The sequence below is a fragment of the Oryzihumus sp. genome (assembly GCF_054325275.1).
Window position 1 is genome coordinate 54,875 of sequence record NZ_JBTCWL010000007.1, and the last position, 23,556, is coordinate 78,430.

The window sequence follows — 23,556 nt, forward strand, 5'->3', positions numbered from 1 at the left end:
GGAGCCAAGCCTTTCACGCCGGGGCGACAGGTCAGTCGAAGGACAGGGTCGCGGCGCCGGAGGCCTCGAGGCCGAGCAGGGACAACCTGGCCGCCACCACGGCGGGCTCGACCTCGAAGTGGTCGGCCAGCTCCTCGACGCTCAGCCCGGCGTCGACGCCGTCGCGCAGCTCCTCGTCCTCCTCCGCCGACCACGCCCGGCCCTGGGTGACCGCGGTGCGCGGCGAGCGGGCCTGCGGCGGGGCCGACGCCACCGGCCGCGCTGCCTCGCCCATCGAGGTGCCCTCGACCGCGCCGGACATGCCGCGCAGCGCGGGCTCGTGCACCGGCAGCGGCTCGGGTGCGGTCTCGTCGAGGCGCTTCAGCGCGGCGAGCACCATGGCCCGGTCGGTCGTGGGCCAGAACGGCGGGAGCGAGCGCTGGAGGAACCCGGCGTAGCGCGCGGTCATCATGCGGGAGTCGAGGAAGGCGACCACCCCGCGGTCGTCGCCGCGACGGACCAGCCGCCCTGCGCCCTGGGCCAGGCGCAGCGCAGCGTGGGTGGCGGACACGGCCATGAAGCCGTTGCCGCCCATGCGCGCGATGGCCTGCGAACGCGCCGAGGCCAGCGGGTCGTCGGGGCGCGGGAACGGGATGCGGTCGATGATGACCAGCTGGCAGGAGGAGCCGGGCACGTCGACGCCCTGCCACAGCGACAGGGTGCCGAACAGGCAGGTGGCGGGTTCCCGGGCGAACTGGCGCACCAGCGTGGCGGTCTGGTCCTCGCCCTGGCACAGGAACGCGATGTCGTCCCCGAACCGCTCGCGCATCGCCTCGGTCGCCGCGACGGCGGCGCGCATCGAGGAGAACAGGCCCAGCGCCCGGCCGCCCGAGGCCCGGATGAGCGCCTCGATCTCGTCGAGCGTGGCCTCGCTGATGCCGTCGCGCCCCGGCGCCGGCAGGTGCTTGGCGACGTAGGCGATCGCCTGCCTGGGGTAGTCGAAGGGGCTGCCCACGTCCAGGCCCTGCCAGTCGGGGGACCCCTCGCCGCGCAGGCCGAGCGTGCCGGCGACCGCGTCGAAGGTGCCGCCGAGCTCGAGCGTGGCCGAGGTCATGACCACGGTGCGGTCGCCGAAGACCTTGTCGCGCAACAGCATCGCCACGCTCATCGGCGCCACTCGCAGCACCGAGCCGCGGCGCGGGTCACGGCTGACCCACACGACGTCGAGCTCGCGCTGCTCGAGGATGCGCTCGGCGTTCTCGTGGATCTCGTCGATGGCCGCCCTGGCCACCTGCCGGGCCCCGTCGTTGTCCTCAGGAGAAGCGGGCTTGAGCTCGGTCTGCACCGCCCGCGCGGTGTCCCGCACCCGGGTCAGCGCCAGCGACAGGGTGTCGGGCAGGCCCATCAGGCGGCCCTCGGGCAGGTCGTCGAGGATGCCCTGGAAGAGCACCGACGCCTCGTTGACCGGCTCGGTCTGGGCCAGCCGGCCGGCGCGCTTGGCGGCCGCGGCGATCATCGAGGCGGTGAGCTCGTCGGTGACCGTTGAAGTCACCCGGTCGACCAGCTCGTGCGCCTCGTCGACGACGAGGAGCTTGTGCTCGGGCAGCATCTGCCGGCCCTCGAAGGAGTCGATCGCCATGAAGCTGTGGTTGGTCACCACGACGTCGACCTCGCGGGCGGCCTCGCGGGCCTGCTCCACGAAGCACTCGGTGACTACGGGGCACTTGCTGCCCAGGCACTCGTGCGCCGAGACCGACACCTGCCGCCAGGCCCGCTCGGAGACGCCGGGCACCAGCTCGTCGCGGTCGCCGGAGCGGGTCACCTCGGCCCACTCGCGCAGCCGCACGACCTCGGCCCCGAGCCGGGAGAGGTTGGCGTCGACCTGACCGACCGAGAGCAGGCCGTCGTCCTCGTCCTCGGGGAAGCCGCCGACGAGCTTGTGCTGGCACAGGTAGTTGCGCCGGCCCTTGACGAGGGCGTAGGTCGGCTTGCGGCCCAGGATCGGCGCGATCGCGTCGGCCAGGCGCGGCATGTCGCGGTCGACGATCTGCGCCTGCAGGGTCAGCGTCGCGGTGGCGACCACGGCCGGCTTGCCCGCCTCGTAGGCGTGCGCGACCGCGGGGATGAGGTAGGCCAGCGACTTGCCGGTGCCGGTGCCGGCCTGCACCAACAGGTGCTCGTCGGCCTCGATGGCGTGCTCGACGGCGTGGGCCATCTGCACCTGCCCGGGCCGCTCGGTGCCACCGACGCCCTGGACGGCGGCGTGCAGGAGGGCGTCGAGGTCGGGGCGGGCCATGGCCCCGAGACTAGTGCCCCGCCCCGACGGCCTGGACACGGCAAGGGGACGGGCCGATGGCCCGTCCCCACCCGGCATACCGGTGGCTCAGACGGCGTATGCCGTGAGCTCACCGACCAGCGTCGGGCCCACCTTGGCGTGCACCCGGGTGCCGTGCTCGGTGTGCTCGCTCTCGATGACGTCGGCCTCGCGGTGCAGCCGGTTGACCAGGTCGCCCCGGTCGTAGGGCAGCAGCACCGTGACGGGGATCTCCGGCCGCGGCAGCTCCTCGGCGATGAGGTCGCGCAGCTCCTCCAGGCCCTCACCGGTGCGCGCGGAGACCACGACGCAGTGCTTCTCGTGGCGGCGCAGGCGGTCGAGCACCTCGGGGTCGGCGGCGTCGGCCTTGTTGACGACGATGACCTCCTTGATCTGGTCACCGCCGACCTCGGACAGGACGCCGCGGACGGCCGTGATCTGGCCCTCGGGGTCGGGGTGCGAGCCGTCGACCACGTGCAGCAGCAGGTCGGCGTCACCGACCTCCTCCAGCGTGGAGCGGAACGCCTCGACGAGCTGGGTCGGCAGCGCCCGGACGAAGCCGACCGTGTCGGCGAGCGTGTAGACCCGCCCGTCCTCGGTCTCCGCACGACGCACCGTCGGGTCGAGCGTGGCGAACAGCTGGTTCTCGACGAGGACCCCGGCGCCGGTGAGGCGGTTGAGCAGGGAGGACTTGCCGGCGTTGGTGTAGCCGGCGATGGCCACGCTCGGCACCCCGTGGTCACGACGGCTCGACCGCTTGGTGTCGCGGTTGGTCTTCATGTCCTTGATCTCGCGCTTGAGCTTGGCCACGCGCGTGTTGATGCGACGCCGGTCCAGCTCGATCTTGGTCTCACCGGGACCACGCGAGCCCATGCCCTGGCCGCCGGCGGCCTGGCCACCGGCCTGGCGGGACATGGACTCACCCCAGCCACGCAGGCGCGGCAGGAGGTACTGGAGCTGGGCCAGCTCGACCTGGGCCTTGCCCTCACGGCTCTTGGCGTGCTGGGCGAAGATGTCAAGGATCAGCGCGGTCCGGTCGATGACCTTGACCTTGACGACGTCCTCCAGCGCGCGGCGCTGGCCCGGGGTGAGCTCGCCGTCGCAGACGACGGTGTCGGCTCCCTCGGCGATGACGATGTCGCGCAGCTCCTCGGCCTTGCCCGAGCCCAGGAAGGTCGCGGCGTCGGGGCGCTGGCGACGCTGGATCACGCCGGCGAGCACGGTGGAGCCGGCGGTCTCGGCCAGGGCGGCGAGCTCGCGGATGGAGTTCTCGGCGTCCTCGACGGTGCCCTCGGTCCAGACGCCGGCCAGCACGACGCGCTCGAGGCGCAGCTGGCGGTACTCGACCTCGGTGACGTCCTCGAGCTCGGTGGAGAGCCCGGCGACACGGCGCATCGCTGCGCGCTCCTCGCGGTCGAGCTGGTCGCCGTCATAACGGAAGTCCGCGTCCTGCTCGTGCCACGAGTCGTCGTCGGCGAGCGCAGAGGCGCGGAACTCGAAAAGGTCAGTGCGTTCTGTCATATCTCCTCAAGCGTCCCACCCTTTGTCCGAGGCGGGCGACACCTTTTCAAACCACGCCCGGGCCACCTTTATGCCGGTATGCCGTGTGCTCACCTCCCCGACGTTGCTCAGCGCGGGTCGGCTGTGCTCACCCCGGGCCGCTCGCGGGGCGCTTCCTGAGCCCGGAAACCGGCCCGGGCTGAGCACAGTCGCCTCGGCGCCGGCCGCTAGCGTGTGCCGTGATGAGCACCAGCGACGCCCAGGACCACTACTTCACCGCCGAGCCGGCCAGCGCGGCCGAGCGCCGCCGCCTCGACGTCGAGCTCGCCGGGCGCACCGTCACCGTGCACACCGCACCGGGGGTGTTCTGCCCGGACCGCCTCGACATCGGCACCGCGGTGCTGCTGCGGGAGGTCCCCGCGCCGCCGGCCGCCGGGAACCTGCTCGACCTCGGCTGCGGCTGGGGGCCGGTCGCCCTGACGCTCGGCCTGCGCTCCCCCGACGCCGCGGTGTGGGCAGTCGACGTCAACCGCCGTGCCCTCGACCTCGCGGCCGACAACGCCCGCTCGGTCGGGGTCGGGGACTTCCACGCCTGCACGCCCGAGGAGGTGCCGGCCGACCTGCGCTTCGCCGCGATCTGGTCCAACCCGCCGATCCGCGTGGGCAAGGCGGTGCTGCACGAGATGCTGCTGACCTGGCTGCCGCGGCTGGAAGCCGGGGGCGCGGCATACCTCGTGGTGCAGAAGAACCTGGGCTCGGACTCGCTGCAGAAGTGGCTCGACGGTGAGCTCGCCGACCGGTGGCCGGGCGAGTTCACCGTCGAGCGCTACGCGACCTCGAAGGGGTTCCGGGTGCTAGCGGTGCGTCGGGCGGAGCACCATCGCTGAGCCGCCGCCCCGGCGGGTCGTCTCGGCGGCGGCCTGGAACCAGTCGCGGCCGTAGGTGCGGATCGCGGTGACCGCGCCGATCTCGGGCGGGTTGCCGGCCGAGACCAGCTGGTGCCCGAGCGCGGTCAGGGCGGTGCCGTCGGGGCCGTCCAGGATGGCCGGCTCGGCCTGCTCCTTGCCGTTGCGCGAGGACAGGCGCGGCGCGGCGATGGCGTCGACCAGCGGCAGGCCGCGGTCGAGGTACTCGGTCAACGTCTGCGCGACAGAGGTGATGATCGTGGCGCCGCCGGGCGAGCCGACGGTGAGGAACGGCTTGCCGTTGTGCAGCACGATCGTCGGGCTCATCGACGACCGCGGCCGCTTGCCCGGGCCGGGCAGGTTCGGGTCGGGCACGCCAGCCGTCAGCGGGGTGAAGTCGAAGTCGGTGAGCTCGTTGTTGAGCAGGAAGCCCCAGCCGGGCACCGTGATGCCCGAGCCACCGGTCTGCTCGATGGTCAGCGTGTAGGACGCGACGTTGCCCCACCGGTCGGCAGTGACCAGGTGGGTGGTCGACTGCCCCTCGTAGGGCTCGGCCTGGGTCGTGGCGCCGGGCGCGCAGCTGGTGTAGCTGCCGTCCGGGCTGCCGAAGGCGATCGGCCGCGGCTGGGCCCTCTTCGGGTCGAACCCGCAGGCCCGCTCGGCGGCGAAGCCGGGGCTGGTCAGCTCCGTGACCGGCACCCCCGGGACGTCGCCGACGTAGCGGTTGCGATCGGCGAACGCGGTCGCCGAGGCCTCGCTGAAGCGGTGCAGGTAGTCGACGTTGCTGACGTCCTTGAGCGGCACGCCGGTCTGCCGGTCGTAGGCCTGCAGCAGGTTGAGGATCTCGGCCACGGCGATGCCGCCGGAGCTGGGCACCGGCATGCCGTAGACGTCGAGGCCGCGGTAGGTCGAGTGGACCGGAGCCTTGCCGAGCGCCCGGTATGCCGCGAGGTCACCTCGCGTCATCTGCCCACCCATGACGGCGCTGCCGTCGGTGTGCGGGTGCTGGGCCTCGGCGGCGATCGCGGCGCCGAGGGCGCCGTCGTAGACCGACTGGACGCCGTGCCGGCGCAGCTCGGCGTAGGCCTTGGCCATGTCGGGGTTGGTGAACGTGGACCCGACCGCCGGGGCCTGGCCGCCCCGCAAGAACACGCGCGCGGTCTCGGGGAACCTGCTGAAACGGGTTGCGTTGGCCGCGGTCTGGTCGTGGAACGTCTGGTCGACCACGAAGCCCTTGCGCGCCAACGCCTCTGCCGGTGCCATGAGGTCGGCGAAGCGGCGCGTGCCGAAGTCGTGGGCGGCCTTGGCCCACAGCGCCGGGGTGCCCGGGATGCCGATGGACAGGCCCGAGTTGACCACGGTGTTGAAGTCCATCGCGGAGCCGTCGGGGTTGGTGAAGGTCTTGTCGGTGAACGACTTCGGCGCGGTCTCGCGGCCGTCGATCGTCCGGACCGTGTGGCGCCTGGCGTCGTAGTAGACGAGGAACCCGCCACCGCCGATGCCGGCGCTGTAGGGCTCGGTGACCCCCAGGGCCGCGGCAGTGGCGACCGCGGCGTCGGCAGCGTTGCCACCGCGGGCGAGCACGTCGAGCCCCACCTGGCTGGCATCACGGTCGACCGAGGCCACGGCGCCGCCGGACCCGGTCATGACGGGAACCTTGGGCTGCTGGGCAGAAGGCTGCGATGGGGTACTGCCGGCGCGGGCTCCCAGACGGGGGGCCGACTGGGCTGCCGGCTGGGCGAGGGCCGTGGTGGGGGCCAGGAGCCCCACGCACAGGCTCCCCGCGGCCAGCCCGGCGAACAGGACGGATCGGGGCATGTGGGACGACCTGGTCATATCGGGACGCTAGCCCCAGCACGGCCACCCCGCGACCGGAGCAGCTTCGGGGCGGCCGCCGCGAGGCTGGCCGCTCAGCGCAGCGGGACGAACAGGTACTGGCCGTGCTCACTGACCACGGGCTCCCCGCCGACGGTGGTGGTGACCCGCAGCATCCGCCCGGCCACCGGCAGCACCAGGAGCCCACCAGGGGCGAGCTGGGCCAGGAGGTCCGCGGGCACCTCCGGCGCCTCCGCGGAGACGAGCACCCGGTCGTACGGCGCCTCGGCAGGCCACCCGAGCCGGCCGGGGACGGCCTGCTCCACCCGGGCCCACGTGCGTCCGGTCGCCGCGACCCGCGCTGCCGCCTGCCGGGTGAGCTCCGGCTCGAGCTCGACCCCGACCACGCCGCCGGAGGGGCCGACGAGCGCGGCCAGCAGGGCGGTGGTCCACCCGGAGCCGGCGCCGACGTCAAGGACCCGCTGGCCGGGGGCCACGTCGAGCAGCTCGAGCATGGTCCGCACGGCGGCCGGCTGGGAGCAGGTCTGGCCGTGGCCGATCGGCAGCGCCCGCTCGACGGCGGCGAACTGCCGCTCGCCCGGGGGCAGGAAGCCCAGGCGCGGCGTGGCCTCGAACGCCCGGTCGACAGCGGACGCGTCGGCGGGCCCTCCCGCGCCATCACGCTGTACCCCGCTCATCGCCGGATCCGCACCGGCTCAGCCGAGGTGGGCAACCCCGTCCGCGACCAGGACGGCGGGACCGGCGAGCTCGACCTGCTGGCCGGGCAGCGCCCGCACCCGCAGCGACCCGCCGGGGACGTCCACGCGCCATACGGTGTTGTCCTCGCTCTCCCCCGCCCACCAGCGGGTGGCGAGCGCGGCGGCCGCGGCGCCGGTGCCGCAGGAACGGGTCTCGCCCACCCCGCGCTCGTGCACCCGCATCGCGATGTGCCCGGGGCCGAGGGGCCGCACGAACTCCACGTTGGTGCCCTGCGGCGGCAGAGGGTTGACCTCCGGGGCGCGGGTGAGGTCGAGCCCGGCCAGGTCCGCGGTGTCGGGCAGCGCGACCACGGTGTGCGGGTTGCCCAGGTCCAGGCTCAGCCCCGGCATCGGGTCGTGGTGGGCGACCTTGACGAGGGCGTCGTAGCCGCCCGCCAGCGCGGCGTCGGGGTCGGCAACCTTCCAGTCGCCCAGGTTGACCGCGATGAGGTGGCCCTCGAAGCGGATCGTCTTGACCCCCGCGCGGGTGGTGATCTCGAACTCGTCGGCGCTCTCGAGGCCCTCGCGGCGCAGGTAGGCGGCGAACACCCGGGTGCCGTTGCCGCACATCTCGGCGGCGCTGCCGTCGGCGTTGCGGTAGTCCATGAACCAGCGGGCGCGACCGCCCTGGCTGCGCACGAACGCCTCGTCGGCGAGGTCGGTGGGCACGACGCGGATGACGCCGTCACCCCCCACCCCGGCCCTGCGGTCGGCCAGCAGGCGCACCTGCTCGGCGCTCAGGTCGAGGGCGCCGTCGAGGTCGGGCACCAGCACGAAGTCGTTCTCGGTGCCGTGCCCCTTGGTGAACCGCAAGCCGTTGTCAGTCATCGACGGCCATTGTCCACCAGCGCCGCGGACACCACGTCGAGGGCACGCTCGAGCAGGTCCGGGGCGTCCCACGGCAGCCAGACGACGCGCTCGTCGGGGCGGAACCACGACTCCTGCCGGCGGGCGAACTTGCGGGTGGCGGTCACGGTGTCCTCGATCGCCTCGGCCGCGCTCAGCCGGCCGTCGAGGTGGGCCAGCGCCTGGCTGTAGCCCAGGGCCTTGCTCGCGGTACGGCCCTCGCGCAGCCCCGCGGCGTCGAGCGCGCGCACCTCCTCCAGCAGCCCGCGCTCCCACATCCGGTGCACCCGGGCGGCGATCCGTGCGTCGAGCTCGGGGCGCGGGCCGTGCAGCCCGATCATCACCGTGGGCGCGAGGTGCTCGCGGGTCGGCATCGTGGCCGAGAAGGGCCTGCGGGTGAGCTCGATGACCTCCAGCGCGCGCACCACCCGACGACCGTTGTTGGGCTGGATCGACCGCGCCGCAACGGGATCGGAGCCCTTGAGCCGCTTGTACATCACGGCGACGCCCATCGCGTCCAGCTCCGCCTCGAGCCGGGCCCGAACCGCCGGGTCGGTGGGCGGGATCTCCAGCCGGTCCAGCGCGGCGCGCAGGTAGAGGCCGGACCCGCCGGCGTAGACCGGGACGTGGCCGCGCTGGCGGATCGCCGCCGCGTCCGCGCGGGCCTCCCGCTGATATGCCGCGACGCTCGCCTCCTCGCGCACGTCGAGCACGTCGAGCTGGTGGTGCGGCACCCCCCGGCGCTCGGCGGGCTCGAGCTTGGCGGTCCCGATGTCCATGCCGCAGTAGAGCTGCATGGCGTCGGCGTTGACCACCTCGCCGGCGAGCCGCTCGGCCAGGGCCAGCGCGAGGTCGGACTTGCCGCTGGCGGTGGGGCCGACGACCGCGAGGACCGGCAGGTCGCCGGCGGCTGCGCTGTCGAGGTCGGGGCGGGCGCGGTCAGCCACGACGCCAGAGGGCGACGGTCCAGCCGACGCCGTAGGGCTCGCCCCGGAACAGGACATCCCCCAGCCACACGCCCCCGGCGGTGGCCCCGGCCATCACCGGCCACAGGTAGGCGCCGTCCGCCCCCACCTGACCCGCCAGGTCGAGGTCAACCGCGGACAGTGCGTCGCGGTCGCCGCGCTCCAGTGCCTCGGCGATGGCATCGTCGAACGCCCCGGCGCGGGAGTCCTCGGCGCGGGGGGCCTTCGGCCCGTGGCTTGCTGCGCCGTCGACGAGCAGCACGACGGCGGTCGGTTGGTCGGTCCCGGCCAGCTCGGTGGCGAGCCTCGCGGCTCCGGCGGCGTCGACAGTCAGCCAGCGGGCTCCGGCCCAGAGCTTGGCGATGTCGGGCTCGTCCGCGGACACCCGGTGGGTGAGGTAGCGGGCGACCATCATCGAGGTCGGCAGCTCGGGGTCGACCGCCCCCGCGGCGCCGGGCAGCGCGGGCACCCGCGCGTCACGGCCGAAGCCGCTGAAGCTGACCTCGCCGGCGGCCTCGTGCTCACCCGGCTCACCCGGGGCAACCACGACAACCTGGCCGTCCGGGTGCTGGCGCAGCTCGGCGACGAGGCCGCGCAGGGCGCTGTCGGCGGCGTGCCGGAGCGGCTCGAGCTCGGAGGCTGCCCGGCCCATCAGCTCCGGGACGAACGCGGGCGGCCACGGGAGGACCGCGACGGTGACGACCATGCCCTGCCCCCGTCAGCCGCAGGTCCGCGCCGCGGCAGGCGGCGTCGCAGGCTTGCCCAGGGACGGCATACCGAGAGAGACGGCGGGCTTGGGCGCAGGACCCTTGTCCTGCAACGCTTCCCACGCATTACCCCCGGCGGTGCGGCGCACGGCGTACGTGCCGCCCTGCACGCCGGAGTCGGCGACGAGGTGGTGCGGGGCGCCGTAGGTGACGTCGACGGTGACCATGTCACCGGGTCGGGGACGCTCGGCACCCTCGGGGACGGAGAAGTGCACGAGTCGGTTGTCGCGGGCCCGGCCGGACATCCGGGCGGTGGCGGCGTCCTTGCGCCCCTCGCCGGTGGCGACGAGCACCTCGACCGTGCGGCCCTCGAGCGCGCGGTTCTCCGCCCAGGAGACCTCCTCCTGCACGGCGAGCAGCCGGTCGTAGCGCTCCTGCACCACGGCCTTCGGGATCTGGTCCTCCATCGTGGCGGCGGGGGTGCCGGGGCGGATGGAGTACTGGAAGGTGAACGCACTGGAGAACCGCGACTTCCGCACGACCTCAAGGGTGTCGGCGAAGTCCTCCTCGGTCTCACCCGGGAAGCCGACGATCAGGTCGGTGGTGATCGCCGCGTCGGGGATCTGGGCACGGACCTTGTCCAGGATGCCGAGGTACTTCTCGCTGCGGTAGGACCGGCGCATGGCCTTGAGCACCCGGTCGGAGCCGGACTGCAGCGGCATGTGCAGGCTCGGCATGACGTTGGGGGTCTCGGCCATGGCGGCGATGACGTCGTCGGTGAACGCGGCGGGGTGCGGGCTGGTGAAGCGGACCCGCTCCAGGCCCTCGACCTGGCCGCAGGCGCGCAGCAGCTTGCCGAAGGCCAGGCGGTCGCCGAACTCCACGCCGTAGGTGTTGACGTTCTGCCCGAGCAGCGTGACCTCGACGACGCCCTGGGCGACGAGCGCCTCGATCTCGGCGAGGATCTCGCCGGGGCGGCGGTCCATCTCCTTGCCGCGCAGGCTCGGCACGATGCAGAACGTGCACGTGTTGTTGCAGCCGACCGAGATCGAGACCCAGGCGCTGTAGGCGGAGTCGCGCCGGGTGGGCAGCGTGGAGGGGAAGACGTCCAGGCTCTCGAGGATCTCGACCTCGGCGGCCTTGTTGTGGCGGGCCCGGTCCAGCAGGGCCGGCAGCGAGCCGATGTTGTGGGTGCCGAAGACGACGTCGACCCACGGGGCCTTGTCGACGATGGTGGAGCGGTCCTTCTGGGCCAGGCAGCCGCCGACGGCGATCTGCATGCCGGGGTTGCTGGCCTTGACCGGACGCAGCTGGCCGAGGTTGCCGTAGAGCTTGTTGTCGGCGTTCTCGCGGACCGCGCACGTGTTGAACACGACGACGTCGGCGGCCTCGGGGCGCTCGTCGGCGGCCAGGCTGTGGACGTCGACATAGCCGGCGGTCTCGAGCAGGCCCGCCAGGCGCTCGGAGTCGTGGACATTCATCTGGCACCCGTGGGTGCGCACGTCGTAGGTCTTCTGCGTCGTCATGGCACCGACAAGGGTACGTGGTCGCGGCCCCCGCCCGGCCCACCCGCGACACCGGTGCGCCCCGGCGTGCCCGGGCGTCCGCCACCCTCCACGCCCGGGAAAGGCCGCGCGGCAGGACGGCGCGTGTGCGAGGCTGCCGGGCATGCCGCAGGAGCTCGACTCGGCCGGGGCCCTCGCCCGCACCGTCCTCGCGCTGGACCTGCCCGAGGGGCGGGCGCCCGTGGTCGGTGTCTCGGGGTTCGGCGGGTCGGGCAAGTCGACCCTGGCGGCGGCGCTGCACCAGCACCTCCCCGGGTCCACGGTCGTGCCCGGCGACGAGTTTCTGCGCAGCCGCCCACCCACCGCGCGATCGCAGGACTGGGGCTCGGTGGACCGCGACCGGCTCGCCGACCAGGTCCTCGAGCCGGCCCGGCGGGGCGCGGCGCAGGCCTACCAGGTGTGGGACCACGACACCGGCGCCCCGGGGCCGTGGGTGTCCCTGGCCGGGGCCACGGCCGTCATCGTCGAGGGGCTCGGGCTCTACGTGCCCGCGTTGGCGGGACTGTTCGACCTGCGCGTGTGGGTCGACGTCGACCTGGACACCGCGACGGCCCGGGGCATGTGGCGCGACGAGCACGAGTACGGCAATGCGCAGGCCGACCTGTGGACCGGCGTCTGGAGGCCCAATGACGCCGACTTCTTCGAGCGGTACCGCCCCGACCGCGCCGCGCACATCCTGTACGCGGCGCCGAGCCCGACCTTGTCGAGATCGCGCGGCCCGGTCAGTCGGTGAGGTACTCCTCGGAGTCGGCGATCGCGTCACGGATCACCGCGTAGGACATGCCTGAGGAGTAGCCCTTGCGCGCGAGCATCCCGGCCAGGCGCCGGGTCTGCACCTCGACGCCGAGGCCGTGCATGGTGCGCAGCTTCTTGTCGACGAGCTGGCGGGCCCGGGCCCGCTCGGTGCCCTCGTCGATGTCGTCGAGGGTCTCGGCGGCCAGCTCGGGGTCGATGCCCTTGGTCCGCAGCTCCTGGGCGAGGGCCCGCCGGGCGAGTCCCCGCTCGGCCTGCTTCGAGCGCACCAGCATCTGGGCGTAGGCCGCGTCGTCGACCAGCCCCACCTCGGTCATCCGGTCGAGCACGGCCGTCGCGACGTCGTCGGGGCAGTTGCGCTGACGCAGCTTGTCCGCGAGCTGCTGGCGGCTGCGCGGAGCCATGGCCAGCTGGCGCAGGACGATCTGTCGGGCCACGTCATAGGGGTCGGCCTCGGTGTCGCGGGCCCGCAGGTCCTGCTCGGGGTCACCGGGGGTGGCCGAGGCTCGCCGGGACCCTCGCGAGCGACGCCGGCCATCGGTCGACTCACCCGAGGCTGGCCCGGCGGTCCGGCGCGACTGCCCGGTGGTCCGGCCCGAGGCTCGCCCAGTGGGCCGGCGGCCGGGGGCCTCCTCCGGCGCAGCACCGTCGGTCCCTGCCGGGCCACGGGCCCAGTCCGGACCGGAGGTCCCGAGGCGGGGATCGGACCAGGCGGGTGCCGGGCCGCTCGGGTCACCGGACGTGGCCGCCAGGGCAGCCTCGAGGGCTGCCCTGGCGGCGTCGTGCTTGTCCGTGGTCACGCAGTGCCTCAGAAGTCGACCGGGACGTCCTTCTCGGCGGGCTTGTCGACCTGCGGGCCGACGCCGAGCTTCTCCTTGATCTTCTTCTCGAGCTCGTCGGCGAGGTCGGGGTTGTCCTTGAGGAAGTTGCGGGCGTTCTCCTTGCCCTGCCCGAGCTGGTCGCCGTCGTAGGTGTACCAGGCGCCGGCCTTGCGCACGAAGCCGTGCTCGACACCCATGTCGATCAGGCCACCCTCACGGGAGATGCCCGCGCCGTAGATGATGTCGAACTCGGCCTGCTTGAACGGCGGGGAGACCTTGTTCTTGACGACCTTGACGCGGGTGCGGTTGCCGACCGCGTCGGAGCCGTCCTTGAGCGTCTCGATGCGGCGCACGTCGAGGCGGACCGAGGCGTAGAACTTCAGCGCCTTGCCACCGGTGGTGGTCTCCGGCGAGCCGAACATCACGCCGATCTTCTCGCGGAGCTGGTTGATGAAGATCGCCGTGGTGCCGGTGCTGTTGAGCGCACCGGTGATCTTGCGCAGCGCCTGGGACATCAGGCGGGCCTGCAGGCCGACGTGGCTGTCACCCATCTCGCCCTCGATCTCGGCGCGGGGCACGAGCGCCGCCACGGAGTCGATCACGATGATGTCGAGCGCGCCCGAGCGGATCAGCATGTCGGCGATCTCCAGGGCCTGCTCACCGGTGTCGGGCTGGCTCACCAGCAGGGCGTCGGTGTCGACGCCGAGCTTCTTGGCGTACTCCGGGTCGAGCGCGTGCTCGGCGTCAATGAACGCCGCGATGCCGCCGTTCTTCTGCGCGTTGGCCACCGCGTGCAGGGCGACCGTCGTCTTGCCCGAGGACTCCGGGCCGTAGATCTCGACGACCCGGCCGCGCGGCAGGCCGCCGATGCCGAGGGCGACGTCGAGGGCGATCGACCCCGTCGGGATGACCTCGATGGGCGGGCGGACGTCGTCACCCAGGCGCATGACCGCACCCTTGCCGTGCTGCTTCTCGATCTGCGCCATCACCGCGTCAAGGGACTTGCTGCGGTCGGCTCCAGCTGCTGCCATGTCTCACCTGTGGGTCTCTACTCGTGGGTCGGTCGTCTACCTTCGACCCGCACCGTGTGTCATCGGTTGTCGGGTCAGACGTTAGGTGTGGGCACCGACAGGCCTCGACGACCCGGCGCGAGCCTGTGGATCGTGGGACCAGCGGGCCACCCCATGTGGACAACTCTACCCGTACAGGTGTTCGACCGACAGCATCGGGCGACGCGACACGCCGGGGCTCAGGACAGCAGCAGCTTCTCGATCCGCCGCGCGGTGCCGACCAGGCCGAGCAGGCCCATGACCACGAGGTAGCCGACGTGGACGACCAGCCCCGGCCCGACCTCGCCGAGCATGAGCGCCCGCTCGAGCGCGACCCCGTGGTACAGCGGGGTCAGCTGGACCACCCACTGCACCGCCCCCGGGTAGGTCGCCAGCGGGAAGAACGTCGCGGAGAACAGGAACATCGGCTGGATCGCCAGCGTGACGTAGTCGAAGTCGACCCACGAGCGCATGAACGTGGTGGCGAACATGCCCACCGCCGCGAACGCGAACCCGATCAGCGTCGCCGCCGGCACCGCCAGCAGCGCCCACCACGAGTGGACCGTGCCGGCGGCGACCGCGACGGCGAGGAACGCCGCGGCATACAGGGAACCGCGGATCAGCGCCCAGCCGATCTCGCCGACCGCGACGTCGCGCGGCCCGAGGGGCGTGGCGAGGACCGAGTCGTAGAGCTTGGCGTACTTGAGCTTGAAGAAGACGTTGAACGTGGAGTCGAAGACCGCGCCGTTCATCGCCGAGCTGGCCAGCAGCGCGGGGGCGACGAAGTGGGCGTAGGGCACGACCGTGCCGCCGTCGGTGGTGACGGTGCGGACCAGCGAGCCCAGGCCGATGCCGAGGGAGAACAGGTAGAACACGGGCTCGGCGAACCCGGTGATGATCGCGATCCAGCCGTGCCGGAAGCTCATGACGTTGCGCTCGACCAGGATGCGCGCCATGCCCGCCCCGGCGGGGACCGGGAGCAGCCGCGCCACCCGGGAGGCCGCGGTCGGTCGGGTGAGCGTGCCCTGCGTGCTCATGTGACGAGCCTCCCCCGGAACGTGCGGCGCGCGACCCACGCGCCCGCCGCGATGAACACCAGCAGGTATGCCGTGTGGCCGAGGACCGCGAGCGCGTCGGGCGCCCCAAGCGCCAGCGACCGGTTGGCCTCGACGCCGTGCCACAGCGGGGTCACCCACGCCACCGGCCGCAGCCACACCGGCAGCTGGCTGACCGGGAAGAAGGTGCCGGAGAAGAGGAACAGCGGCGTGATGATGAAGCGGAACAGGATGTTGAACCCGGAGTCGCTCTCCTGCTTGGCCGAGAAGGCGAAGATCGGCACCGCGAAGGCCATGCCGGTCAGCAGGGTCACCGGCAGCGCGAGCAGCACCCACCAGGAGGCCCACGCCCCGAAGCACGTGGCGACCGCCATGAAGATCACCGTGGCGCTGGTGACCTGGGCCGCCACGTAGGTGAGGTGACCCAGGAGCAGGTCGTCGACGCCGATCGGGGTGGCGAGCATCGCGTGGTACTGCATCTGCCAGCGGATCGCGCCGAGCACCTGGTAGGTCGACTCCCCCATCGCCACCCACATCGCCTGCGCGGCGAGGATGCCCGGGACGACGAACTGCAGGTAGGGCACGCCGTCGACGCCGCCGGCCGAGCGGTTGACCAGGCTGCCCAGGCCCAGGCCCATGGACAGCAGGAACAGCAGCGGCGAGAGGAAACGGCCGAAGATCGAGCCACGCCACGTGCGCTTGTAGGCGGTGAGCCAGTAGCCGAAGACCGGGCGCCAGCGCTGGGGCCGGGCCGCGGACGGGGTCAGCACGCTCATCAGTCCACCAGCGTCCGGCCGGTCAGGTGCAGGAAGACGTCCTCGAGCGTGGAGCGGCGCACCAGCGACGACAGCGGGTGCAGGCCGAGCCGGTGGACCGCCGCGGCCGCCTCGTCGCCGTCGTCGGTGTAGACCAGCAGCCGGTCGGGCAGCACCTCGGTGCGCTCCCCGACGCCGAACAGCTTGTCGGCGTAGGCGGCGTGGTCGTCCTCGGCGAAGCGCAGCTCGAGCACCTCGCGGGTGGAGTACTGCTCGATCAGCGAGCGCGGCGAGCCCTCAGCGACGATCCTGCCGTGGTCCATGACCACGAGGCGGTCGCACAGCTGCTCGGCCTCGTCCATGTAGTGGGTGGTCAGGACCAGTGTCACGCCGGAGCGCTTGAGCCGGAACAGCCGGTCCCACAGCACGTGCCGGGCCTGCGGGTCCAGGCCGGTGGTCGGCTCGTCGAGCAGCAGGATCTCGGGTGAGTTGATCAGCGACCGGGCGATGGTCAGCCGCCGCTTCATGCCGCCGGAGAGCGGCTCCACCTTGGAGCCGGCGCGGTCGGACAGCTGGGCGAACTCGAGCAGCTCGGTGGCCCGCGAGCGCACCTCGCGCCGGGACAGGCCGAAGTAGCGGCCGTAGATCCAGATGTTCTCCTCCACGGTGAGCTCCTCGTCGAGGGTGTCGCGCTGGGGCACCACACCCAGGCGGGCGCGGATGTCCGGGCCGTGCGTGGCCGGGTCCTGGCCGAACAGGCGCAGCTCACCCCCGGTGGCCGGCGAGACGCAGCCGACCATCCGCATGGTCGAGGACTTGCCCGCGCCGTTGGGGCCCAGGAAGCCGAAGGCCTCCCCCCGCCGGACCCCGAAGTCGATGCCGTCGACGGCGGTGAAGTCGCCGAAGGTCTTGGTCAGCCCGCTCGCGCGGATGAGGATGTCGTCGTCGGTCCCCGTCACAGGCGTCAACGCTAGTGCCGGACACCGACAGGGGATCAACCCGTTTTCCGCGGCTTGTGGTCCTTGCCGAGCCGGCGCGACTCCGGGACGTCCATGTCGTCGCACAGGGCGAGCCACACCTCGCGCGGCCCGATGCCGGCCTCGAGCGCCTGCGCGGCCGTGCGGTTGCCCAGCGCCCCGAGCACGTGGTCACGGGCGAGCGAGCGGGCATAGCCCGCCCCGAACTCGTCGTCCATCAGCCGCCAGAAGTCGCTCAACCGCACCGGCTGAGTCTCGCACAGCGGCCGGTGGCACCCCGACCCGCAGACCGCACAGAATTCTTTGCACATTTCTCTTTGCAAACATCTCTTTGCGATCTACTCTCGAGTCATGGCACGCAGCTTCGAACCCGACCCTGAGCGGGACCTCGTCCTCGACACGTCGGCGATGAAGGCCCTGGCCCACCCCCTGCGGATGCGCCTGCTCAGCCTGCTCCGGGCGCACGGCCCGGCCACCGCCACGCAGCTCGCCGCGCGCGTGGGCGTCAACACCGGCGCCACCAGCTACCACCTGCGCCAGCTCGCGAGCGCCGGCCTGGTCGTGGAGGACGAGGGGCGCGGCAACGCCCGGGACCGCTGGTGGAAGGCGGCCCACCGCCGCACCTACCTGCAGGGCAGCCCCGGCCCGGACAGCGCCGAGCTGGAGGGGGCCTACCTCGACGCCGTCGCCGAGGTCTACGCCTCCAACATGCGCCAGGCCATCGCCGAGCTGCCGACGCTGCCGAAGGCATGGGACAGCGCCACGACCCTGAGCAACTACGGCCTGCGCCTCACCGCCACGGAGGCAGCCGCCCTGCTCGAGGACCTCGAGGCGGTCATCGCCGGCTACCGGTCCGCCGACTCCCCCGATCCTGCCCCTCGCGGCGCCCGGCGAGTCACGCTGCAGCTGCAGGCGTTCGTCACCCCCGGTGGTGGGTCATGAGCCGGCCCAACAGCCGACGGACGGGCGCGTCCCGACGCAGCCTCTACGGCCTGCTCACCGCCTCGGTCATCTCCGTCGCCGGCACCCGGGTCTCGGCCATCGCGCTGCCCTGGTTCGTCCTGACCACGACGGGTTCCGCCGCGCAGACCGGCCTCGTCGTGCTGTTCGAGCTGACCCCCTATGTCCTGGTCAAGGCCCTCGGCGGCCCGCTCATCGACCGGCGAGGCCCGCGCGTCGTCAGCCTCACCGCCGACGTGGCCAGCGCAGTGGTCGCCGGGTGCATCCCGCTGCTGTACGCGACGGGCCAGCTCACCCTGCCGGTGCTGCTGGTCCTGGTCGCCCTCCTCGGCTGTGCCCGCGGCCCCGGCGACGCGGCCAAGTCCGCCCTCGTGCCCGCGGTCGCCGACGCTGCCGACCTGCCGCTGGAGCGGGTCACCGGGCTGGAGGGCACCGCCAACCGCACCGCCTCGATCGTCGCGCCCGGCCTGGCCGGCGTGCTCATCGCCGCCATCGGCCCGGCCAGCGCGGTGCTCGCCGACGCGCTGAGCTTCGCCGTCGCGGCGGTCCTCATCGGGGCCACCGCACCCCGTCACACCCCACCGCACGAGGAGGTGAGCGAGGCGGCATACCTGCACCGGCTGCGCCAGGGCTGGGACTTCCTGCGCCGCGAGCCCCTGCTGCGGGCCGCCATGGCCATGGTGGCCGTGACGAACTGGCTCGACGCCGCCTACAGCACGGTGCTGCTGCCGGTGTGGGTGCGCGACCACGGCTTCGGCCCGGAGCTGATCGGCCTGCTCGGCTCGACGTTCGGCCTGACCGCCACGGTGGGCAGCCTGCTCGCGACGGCGTGGTCGGCCCGGCTCCCCCGCCGGCTGACCTACCTCGTCGGGTTCACCCTCTGCGGGGCGCCGCGGTTCGTGGCGCTGGCCATGGGGGCTCCCGTGGCCGTGCTCGTCGGGGTCGGCGTGGTCGGCGGCTTCGGTGCCGGCTTCATCAACCCGGTGCTCGGGGCGATCATGCTCGAGCGCATCCCCCGCCACCTCGTCGGCCGCGTCGGCTCCCTGTCCGACGCCGTGTGCTGGGTCGGCATCCCGCTCGGCGGGGTCAGTGCCGGTGCCGCGATCGCGCTGGTGGGGCTGGCCCCGGCGCTCGCGGTCGCCGGCGGGCTCTACTTCGTCACCACGCTGCTGCCGGGGCTGCGCCCGGAGTGGCGCGCGATGGACCGGCGCCGGGTCAGCGGGCCGTCGCGCGAGCCGGAGCTGGCTCCGACGGGTCCAGGCACTGCCGCAGCAGCTCCTCCCCCGCCGGCGTGAGGCGCAGCCCCCGGCCCTGGGTGCGCCGCACCCAGTCACGCTCGAGGAAGGTCCGCGCCACCTCGCCGGCGAGCGCCCCGGCGAGGTGGTAGCGGCGCTCGGTCCAGTCCAGGCAGGGCCGCACCACCGGGCGCCGGCCCGCCACGGCCCGGTCCACGTCGACGCCGAGCGCCCGCAGCTCGCCGGCCCCGGTGTCGGTGAGCAGGTACGCCGGGTCCGTCGCCACCCAGCCCTGCCGCACGAGGGCGTCGTGGACGCGGACGCCGAGCTCGCCGGCGAGGTGGTCGTAGCAGGTGCGGGCGGCGCGCAGGGCCCTCGCGTCGCGGGACTGCCGCAACGAGGTGACCGGCACCGGCGGGGACACCAGCGCCAGCGCCTCCAGGGCCGCGGCGACCTGCGGACCGGACAGCGCGACGTACCGGTGCCGCCCCTGGCGCAGCACCCGGACCAGGCCGCCGGCGTCCAGGGACGTGACGTGCTCGCTGGCGGTGGACGCGCTGACGCCGGCGACGCGCGCGAGCTCGCCCACGGTCAGGGCCCGGCCCTCGAGCAGGGCCGAGACCATGGCCGAGCGCGCGGGGACCGACAGCAGGCGTCCCACGGTCGTGAAGTCGGTGGCCATGGGCCCACCGTAGGCCGGGGACGTTTCGGCCACCGCCGAACCGTCGCGGACCTAGCGTCGCCGCCATGACCACTGATGCTCTCCCGCCTGCCGAGCTCGCCACCGACCCCGGGGCGGGGGTGGAGGCCGCGGTCGCCCGCACCCTGGACCTGGCCGTGACGTGGCTGGGGTGGGACGGGACCCCGCGGGTGAGTGACGGCGGGGACCGGATCTACACGCCGCACAAGGTGATCCGGCGCCAGGCCGACCACCTCCTCGACCACCTCGCCGAGGTCGAGGCCGTGCTGGCCGGCGTGCCGACCCAGCCGGACCGCTGGCACGCCAGCCTGGTCACGACCCACGCGGACTTCGCGCGGTTCACCGAGGTCGACCTGGAGGAGGCCCGCGAGCGCCTCACCCGGCTCGCCCGGACGTTCCGCCTGCGGCTGCTCGCGGCGGGTGAGGCCGAGTGGGATCGGCCGCGGGAGGGCTGGACGCTGCGGGAGGTCGCGGAGCACCTGTCGAGCAGCTGGTACGCCGAGCAGGTGGGCGACCTGCGCCGGCCGAGGTGACGCCGGCCGCGCTGGCGACCTGGCTCAGCGCAGGCCGACGCAGTCGTGGGCCCAGAACGGGTCCGGGTAGACCAGGGCCCCGGTCATCCAGGGCTCCCGGGCCGGCAGCGTGACCACCTGGAAGGCCGGCTCCGGGATGCGCACGCTCGGGCGGGTGAACCCGTGCGCGCTGCCCGGCTCGAAGCCCAGCCGCGAGTAGTAGGCCGGGCTGCCCTCGAGGAAGACCGCCGGGCTGCCCGCGTCCCCGGCTGCCGCGACGGCGTGGGCGACGAGCGCCCGGCCGACGCCGCCGCGCTGGTGATCGGGCCGGACCGACAGCGGGCTGAGGACGAGGACCTCGACGAGGCGCTCCGGGGCGTCCACCCAGCCGCGCGTCAGCATCACGTGGCCGACCACGGCACCGTCTCGCTCGGCCACGAAGGAGAACCGGTCGGAGAAGGCGTCGGAGGCCTGGAGGGCGTCGACGAGGTCGGCCACACGCGGCCCCTCCTGCGCGCCGAAGGCGGCCTCGACGACCCGCCGCACGGACGCCCGCTCGGCCGGGCTGGTCGCGTCCTGGAGGCGGATGAGGGACTGCGGGGCGGTCATGGGCGTGAGGCTAGGCAGGCTGGCGCGGGTGGGTCCACGGGATTTCGGCTTCCGGTGCCGCGCCGGTGTCGGCGCCGGGTGGCAGGCTGTCTCCCACGATGAGCTCCGACGTCCTCGACCGGTTCTCCCCCGCGACCCGTGAGTGGTTCCGCGGCTCCTTCGCCGCGCCCACCGCCGCGCAGGCGGGGGCCTGGGACGCGATCAGCTCCGGGCAGCACACCCTCGTGGTCGCGCCGACCGGGTCCGGCAAGACGCTCTCGGCGTTCCTGTGGGCCCTGGACCGGCTGGCCTCCGCTCCCCCGCCGGCCGAAGCGCTGCGACGATGCCGGGTCCTCTACATCTCCCCGATGAAGGCCCTGGCCGTCGACGTCGAGCGCAACCTGCGCTCCCCGCTGGTCGGCATCGGGCACGCGGCCAGCCGCCTGGGCCTGCCGCAGCCCGAGGTGTCGGTCGGGGTCCGCTCCGGTGACACCACGGCCGCCGAGCGGCGGCTGTTCGCCCGCCAGCCCTCCGACGTGCTCATCACCACCCCGGAGTCCCTGTTCCTGCTGCTGACCTCCCGGGCCCGCGAGTCGCTGGCCGGCGTCGAGACCGTGATCATCGACGAGGTGCACGCGGTCGCCGGCACCAAGCGCGGCGCCCACCTGGCGCTCAGCCTGGAGCGGCTCGACGCCCTCCTGGAGCAGCCCGCCCAGCGGGTCGGGCTGTCGGCGACCGTGCGACCGGTCGAGGAGGTGGCGCGCTACCTCGCCGGGGGTCGGCCGGTCTCGGTCGTCCAGCCCGAGTCCACCAAGGAGTGGGACCTTCAAGTGGTCGTCCCGATCGCCGACATGTCCGCGCTCGGGGAGGTCACCGGTGACCTGTCGGGGCCGGCTGCCGGCGCCGAGCGCCGGGCCTCGATCTGGCCGCACGTCGAGGAGCGCATCGTCGACCTCATCGCCGACCACCGCTCGACCCTGGTCTTCGCCAACTCCCGGCGCCTGGCCGAGCGCCTCACCGCCCGGCTCAACGAGATCTGGGAGGAGCGGGTCGAGGCGGCCGCGGAGGGCTCCGGCGAGGAGCCCGCGGACGCGACGGCACGGCATACCCCTGCCCAGCTCATGGCCCAGGCCGGCCAGAGCCACGGCGCCGCCCCCGTGCTCGCCCGTGCCCACCACGGCTCCGTGAGCAAGGAGCAGCGGGCCCTCATCGAGGACGACCTCAAGGCCGGCCGGCTGCCCGCCGTGGTCGCGACCAGCTCCCTGGAGCTCGGCATCGACATGGGCGCGGTCGACCTCGTCGTGCAGGTCGAGTCGCCGCCGAGCGTGGCCAGCGGGCTGCAGCGCGTCGGCCGGGCCGGACACCAGGTGGGCGCGGTCTCGCGCGGCGTGGTGTTCCCGAAGTTTCGCGGCGACCTCGTGCAGACCGCCGTCGTCGTCGACCGCATGCGCGCCGGGGCGATCGAGTCCCTGCGCGTGCCGGCCAACCCCGTCGACGTCCTCGCCCAGCAGGTGGTCGCGATGACCGCCATGGACGAGTGGGCCGTTGACGACCTCGAGCAGCTGGTGCGCCGGGCCACCCCGTTCGCGACCCTGCCACGCTCGATCCTGGAGTCGGTGCTCGACATGCTCTCCGGGCGCTACCCGAGCGACGAGTTCGCCGAGCTGCGCCCGCGCCTGGTGTGGGACCGGGTCACCGGCACCCTGACCGGGCGGCCGGGCGCGCAGCGGCTGGCGGTCACCTCCGGGGGCACCATCCCCGACCGCGGCCTGTACGCCGTGTTCCTCGCCACCGGGGAGGGCACCGGCCGGCGCGTGGGCGAGCTCGACGAGGAGATGGTCTACGAGTCGCGTGTCGGCGACGTGTTCACGCTCGGGTCCTCCTCGTGGCGGATCGAGGACATCACCCACGACCGGGTGCTCGTCACGCCGGCGCCGGGGCAGCCGGGCAAGCTGCCGTTCTGGCACGGCGACTCCCTGGGCCGACCGGCCGAGCTCGGGCGCGCCGTGGGGCAGTTCGTCCGCGAGATCGTGGCGGCCACGCCCGACGACGCCCGCGAGCGGGTGCGGGCGACCGGGCTGGACGAATGGGCCGCCGACAATCTGCTGACCTACCTGGCCGAGCAGCGTGAGGCCACCCGGCACGTGCCCGACGACCGCACGATCGTGGTCGAGCGGTTCCGCGACGAGATCGGCGACTGGCGGGTGTGCATCCTCACACCGTTCGGCGCGCAGGTGCACGCGCCGTGGGCGATGGCACTGCAGGCGCGGCTCGGCGAGCAAGGCCACGACGTCGAGCTCATGTGGAGCGACGACGGCATCGTGCTCCGCCTGCCCGAAGCGATCGACGAGCTCCCGCTCGACGAGTTGATGATCGATCCGGCCGAGATCGACGAGGTGGTGGTCGGCCAGCTCCCGGGGTCGGCGATGTTCGCCTCCCGCTTCCGCGAGTGCGCGGCGCGCGCCCTGCTCCTGCCCCGGTGCCGTCCCGACCGCCGCACGCCCCTCTGGCAGCAGCGCCAGAAGGCCGCCGACCTGCTGGCCGTGGCCGCCAAGTACCCCGACTTCCCGATCCTGCTCGAGGCCACCCGCGAGTGCGTCAACGACGTGTTCGACCTGCCGGCGTTGCGCGAGGTGCTCACCGACCTCCGGTCCCGCCGCGTGCGCCTCGTCGCGGTCGACACGCCGAGGGCGTCGCCGTTCGCCCAGTCGCTGCTGTTCGGCTGGATCGCCGTCTACATGTACGAGGGCGACTCACCCCTGGCCGAGCGGCGGGCCGCGGCGCTGGCGCTCGACCG

At 73.5% G+C, this 23,556-nt stretch carries 22 protein-coding genes; 6 read left to right on the forward strand and 16 right to left on the reverse strand.

Features of this window, described 5'->3' with window-relative positions; translation table 11 throughout:
• Nucleotides 1–31: 31 nt before the first annotated feature.
• Together ACXVGS_RS03040 and hflX are read right to left on the reverse strand one after the other, a co-directional pair.
• Nucleotides 32–2,275 (reverse strand): ATP-dependent DNA helicase, encoded by a 2,244-nt coding sequence (locus ACXVGS_RS03040; protein WP_458532126.1) that lies wholly within the window; start codon nucleotides 2,273–2,275, stop codon nucleotides 32–34.
• 87 nt (nucleotides 2,276–2,362) lie between these two features.
• The gene (gene hflX, locus ACXVGS_RS03045) at nucleotides 2,363–3,814 is read right to left on the reverse strand and encodes a GTPase HflX (RefSeq protein WP_458532127.1); all 1,452 of its coding nucleotides are present in this window, start codon (nucleotides 3,812–3,814) and stop codon (nucleotides 2,363–2,365) included.
• Nucleotides 3,815–4,035: 221 nt separating this feature from the next.
• Here hflX and ACXVGS_RS03050 point away from each other — a divergent pair, with 221 nt between their 5' ends.
• On the forward strand, nucleotides 4,036–4,680 hold the full coding sequence (locus ACXVGS_RS03050; RefSeq protein WP_458532128.1) for a class I SAM-dependent methyltransferase: 645 nt from the start codon (nucleotides 4,036–4,038) through the stop codon (nucleotides 4,678–4,680).
• Here the strand turns inward: ACXVGS_RS03050 and ggt are convergent.
• The 6 genes from ggt to miaB all read right to left on the reverse strand — a co-directional run bounded on the left by ggt (nucleotide 4,648) and on the right by miaB (nucleotide 11,315).
• The gene (ggt, locus tag ACXVGS_RS03055) at nucleotides 4,648–6,345 is read right to left on the reverse strand and encodes a gamma-glutamyltransferase (protein ID WP_458532129.1); all 1,698 of its coding nucleotides are present in this window, start codon (nucleotides 6,343–6,345) and stop codon (nucleotides 4,648–4,650) included. The genes ACXVGS_RS03050 and ggt overlap by 33 nt on opposite strands.
• A gap of 263 nt (nucleotides 6,346–6,608) precedes the next feature.
• Nucleotides 6,609–7,211 carry a protein-L-isoaspartate O-methyltransferase family protein gene (locus ACXVGS_RS03060; protein WP_458532130.1) on the reverse strand — a complete coding sequence of 201 codons (603 nt, stop codon included), beginning with the start codon at nucleotides 7,209–7,211 and terminating at the stop codon, nucleotides 6,609–6,611.
• Nucleotides 7,212–7,229: 18 nt separating this feature from the next.
• Nucleotides 7,230–8,099, reverse strand: coding sequence for a diaminopimelate epimerase (dapF, locus tag ACXVGS_RS03065; RefSeq protein WP_458536609.1), 870 nt, complete (start codon nucleotides 8,097–8,099; stop codon nucleotides 7,230–7,232).
• Nucleotides 8,096–9,064 (reverse strand): tRNA (adenosine(37)-N6)-dimethylallyltransferase MiaA, encoded by a 969-nt coding sequence (miaA, locus tag ACXVGS_RS03070; RefSeq protein WP_458529815.1) that lies wholly within the window; start codon nucleotides 9,062–9,064, stop codon nucleotides 8,096–8,098. Before miaA ends, dapF begins: the two co-directional genes overlap by 4 nt.
• Nucleotides 9,057–9,788 (reverse strand): hypothetical protein, encoded by a 732-nt coding sequence (locus ACXVGS_RS03075; protein ID WP_458529814.1) that lies wholly within the window; start codon nucleotides 9,786–9,788, stop codon nucleotides 9,057–9,059. Before ACXVGS_RS03075 ends, miaA begins: the two co-directional genes overlap by 8 nt.
• A gap of 12 nt (nucleotides 9,789–9,800) precedes the next feature.
• Nucleotides 9,801–11,315, reverse strand: a complete 1,515-nt coding sequence (gene miaB / locus ACXVGS_RS03080) for a tRNA (N6-isopentenyl adenosine(37)-C2)-methylthiotransferase MiaB (protein WP_458532133.1) — start codon at nucleotides 11,313–11,315, stop codon at nucleotides 9,801–9,803.
• Nucleotides 11,316–11,457: 142 nt separating this feature from the next.
• On the opposite strand from miaB, the gene ACXVGS_RS03085 reads away from it, so the two are divergent.
• Nucleotides 11,458–12,087 (forward strand): uridine kinase family protein, encoded by a 630-nt coding sequence (locus tag ACXVGS_RS03085; protein WP_458529812.1) that lies wholly within the window; start codon nucleotides 11,458–11,460, stop codon nucleotides 12,085–12,087.
• Here the strand turns inward: ACXVGS_RS03085 and ACXVGS_RS03090 are convergent.
• The 6 genes from ACXVGS_RS03090 to ACXVGS_RS03115 form a co-directional block, all read right to left on the reverse strand.
• Nucleotides 12,077–12,907 (reverse strand): regulatory protein RecX, encoded by an 831-nt coding sequence (locus ACXVGS_RS03090; protein ID WP_458532134.1) that lies wholly within the window; start codon nucleotides 12,905–12,907, stop codon nucleotides 12,077–12,079. The two genes, ACXVGS_RS03085 and ACXVGS_RS03090, sit on opposite strands and share 11 nt — an antisense overlap.
• 8 nt (nucleotides 12,908–12,915) lie before the next feature.
• The gene (recA, locus tag ACXVGS_RS03095) at nucleotides 12,916–13,959 is read right to left on the reverse strand and encodes a recombinase RecA (protein WP_458529810.1); all 1,044 of its coding nucleotides are present in this window, start codon (nucleotides 13,957–13,959) and stop codon (nucleotides 12,916–12,918) included.
• Nucleotides 13,960–14,177: 218 nt separating this feature from the next.
• Nucleotides 14,178–15,014 (reverse strand): ABC transporter permease, encoded by an 837-nt coding sequence (locus ACXVGS_RS03100; RefSeq protein ID WP_458529809.1) that lies wholly within the window; start codon nucleotides 15,012–15,014, stop codon nucleotides 14,178–14,180.
• A complete protein-coding gene (locus ACXVGS_RS03105) occupies nucleotides 15,011–15,808 on the reverse strand; it encodes an ABC transporter permease (protein ID WP_458536610.1) in 798 nt (265 codons plus the stop codon). Before ACXVGS_RS03105 ends, ACXVGS_RS03100 begins: the two co-directional genes overlap by 4 nt.
• On the reverse strand, nucleotides 15,808–16,755 hold the full coding sequence (locus tag ACXVGS_RS03110; protein ID WP_458529807.1) for an ABC transporter ATP-binding protein: 948 nt from the start codon (nucleotides 16,753–16,755) through the stop codon (nucleotides 15,808–15,810). Before ACXVGS_RS03110 ends, ACXVGS_RS03105 begins: the two co-directional genes overlap by 1 nt.
• Nucleotides 16,756–16,781: 26 nt before the next feature.
• Entirely contained in the window at nucleotides 16,782–17,009 is a 228-nt protein-coding gene (locus ACXVGS_RS03115) for a DUF3046 domain-containing protein (RefSeq protein WP_141787752.1), read from the reverse strand.
• A gap of 106 nt (nucleotides 17,010–17,115) precedes the next feature.
• Here ACXVGS_RS03115 and ACXVGS_RS03120 point away from each other — a divergent pair, with 106 nt between their 5' ends.
• Together ACXVGS_RS03120 and ACXVGS_RS03125 are read left to right on the forward strand one after the other, a co-directional pair.
• On the forward strand, nucleotides 17,116–17,706 hold the full coding sequence (locus ACXVGS_RS03120) for a winged helix-turn-helix domain-containing protein (protein ID WP_458531687.1): 591 nt from the start codon (nucleotides 17,116–17,118) through the stop codon (nucleotides 17,704–17,706).
• Nucleotides 17,703–19,019: an MFS transporter gene (locus tag ACXVGS_RS03125; RefSeq protein WP_458529805.1), complete on the forward strand. Its 1,317-nt coding sequence runs from the start codon at nucleotides 17,703–17,705 to the stop codon at nucleotides 19,017–19,019. Before ACXVGS_RS03120 ends, ACXVGS_RS03125 begins: the two co-directional genes overlap by 4 nt.
• On the opposite strand, the gene ACXVGS_RS03130 is transcribed toward ACXVGS_RS03125, so the two are convergent.
• The gene (locus ACXVGS_RS03130) at nucleotides 18,940–19,641 is read right to left on the reverse strand and encodes a helix-turn-helix domain-containing protein (protein WP_458529804.1); all 702 of its coding nucleotides are present in this window, start codon (nucleotides 19,639–19,641) and stop codon (nucleotides 18,940–18,942) included. The genes ACXVGS_RS03125 and ACXVGS_RS03130 overlap by 80 nt on opposite strands.
• Nucleotides 19,642–19,706: 65 nt before the next feature.
• Between ACXVGS_RS03130 and ACXVGS_RS03135 the strand changes: the two genes are divergently transcribed.
• Nucleotides 19,707–20,192: a hypothetical protein gene (locus tag ACXVGS_RS03135; protein WP_458531689.1), complete on the forward strand. Its 486-nt coding sequence runs from the start codon at nucleotides 19,707–19,709 to the stop codon at nucleotides 20,190–20,192.
• Between the two features lie 24 nt (nucleotides 20,193–20,216).
• Here ACXVGS_RS03135 and ACXVGS_RS03140 read toward each other — a convergent pair whose 3' ends face one another.
• The gene (locus ACXVGS_RS03140) at nucleotides 20,217–20,780 is read right to left on the reverse strand and encodes a GNAT family N-acetyltransferase (protein WP_458535353.1); all 564 of its coding nucleotides are present in this window, start codon (nucleotides 20,778–20,780) and stop codon (nucleotides 20,217–20,219) included.
• 98 nt (nucleotides 20,781–20,878) lie between these two features.
• Between ACXVGS_RS03140 and ACXVGS_RS03145 the strand changes: the two genes are divergently transcribed.
• On the forward strand, nucleotides 20,879–23,556 hold a 2,678-nt coding region (locus ACXVGS_RS03145; protein ID WP_458536611.1), incomplete at its 3' end, for a DEAD/DEAH box helicase.

What these genes read in the sequence shown, in the direction of transcription:
- ACXVGS_RS03120 (WP_458531687.1), top strand. Translation starts at nt 17,116, where the DNA reads ATGGCACGCAGCTTCGAACCCGACCCTGAGCGGGACCTCGTCCTCGAC.
- ACXVGS_RS03105 (WP_458536610.1), bottom strand. Translation starts at nt 15,808, where the DNA reads ATGAGCGTGCTGACCCCGTCCGCGGCCCGGCCCCAGCGCTGGCGCCCG.
- ACXVGS_RS03075 (WP_458529814.1), bottom strand. Translation starts at nt 9,788, where the DNA reads ATGGTCGTCACCGTCGCGGTCCTCCCGTGGCCGCCCGCGTTCGTCCCG.
- ACXVGS_RS03085 (WP_458529812.1), top strand. Translation starts at nt 11,458, where the DNA reads ATGCCGCAGGAGCTCGACTCGGCCGGGGCCCTCGCCCGCACCGTCCTC.
- hflX (WP_458532127.1), bottom strand. Translation starts at nt 3,814, where the DNA reads ATGACAGAACGCACTGACCTTTTCGAGTTCCGCGCCTCTGCGCTCGCC.
- ACXVGS_RS03050 (WP_458532128.1), top strand. Translation starts at nt 4,036, where the DNA reads ATGAGCACCAGCGACGCCCAGGACCACTACTTCACCGCCGAGCCGGCC.
- miaB (WP_458532133.1), bottom strand. Translation starts at nt 11,315, where the DNA reads ATGACGACGCAGAAGACCTACGACGTGCGCACCCACGGGTGCCAGATG.
- ACXVGS_RS03130 (WP_458529804.1), bottom strand. Translation starts at nt 19,641, where the DNA reads ATGGCCACCGACTTCACGACCGTGGGACGCCTGCTGTCGGTCCCCGCG.
- dapF (WP_458536609.1), bottom strand. Translation starts at nt 8,099, where the DNA reads ATGACTGACAACGGCTTGCGGTTCACCAAGGGGCACGGCACCGAGAAC.
- ACXVGS_RS03040 (WP_458532126.1), bottom strand. Translation starts at nt 2,275, where the DNA reads ATGGCCCGCCCCGACCTCGACGCCCTCCTGCACGCCGCCGTCCAGGGC.
- recA (WP_458529810.1), bottom strand. Translation starts at nt 13,959, where the DNA reads ATGGCAGCAGCTGGAGCCGACCGCAGCAAGTCCCTTGACGCGGTGATG.
- ACXVGS_RS03125 (WP_458529805.1), top strand. Translation starts at nt 17,703, where the DNA reads ATGAGCCGGCCCAACAGCCGACGGACGGGCGCGTCCCGACGCAGCCTC.
- ACXVGS_RS03100 (WP_458529809.1), bottom strand. Translation starts at nt 15,014, where the DNA reads ATGAGCACGCAGGGCACGCTCACCCGACCGACCGCGGCCTCCCGGGTG.
- ACXVGS_RS03060 (WP_458532130.1), bottom strand. Translation starts at nt 7,211, where the DNA reads ATGAGCGGGGTACAGCGTGATGGCGCGGGAGGGCCCGCCGACGCGTCC.
- ACXVGS_RS03140 (WP_458535353.1), bottom strand. Translation starts at nt 20,780, where the DNA reads ATGACCGCCCCGCAGTCCCTCATCCGCCTCCAGGACGCGACCAGCCCG.
- ACXVGS_RS03135 (WP_458531689.1), top strand. Translation starts at nt 19,707, where the DNA reads ATGACCACTGATGCTCTCCCGCCTGCCGAGCTCGCCACCGACCCCGGG.
- ggt (WP_458532129.1), bottom strand. Translation starts at nt 6,345, where the DNA reads ATGACCGGGTCCGGCGGCGCCGTGGCCTCGGTCGACCGTGATGCCAGC.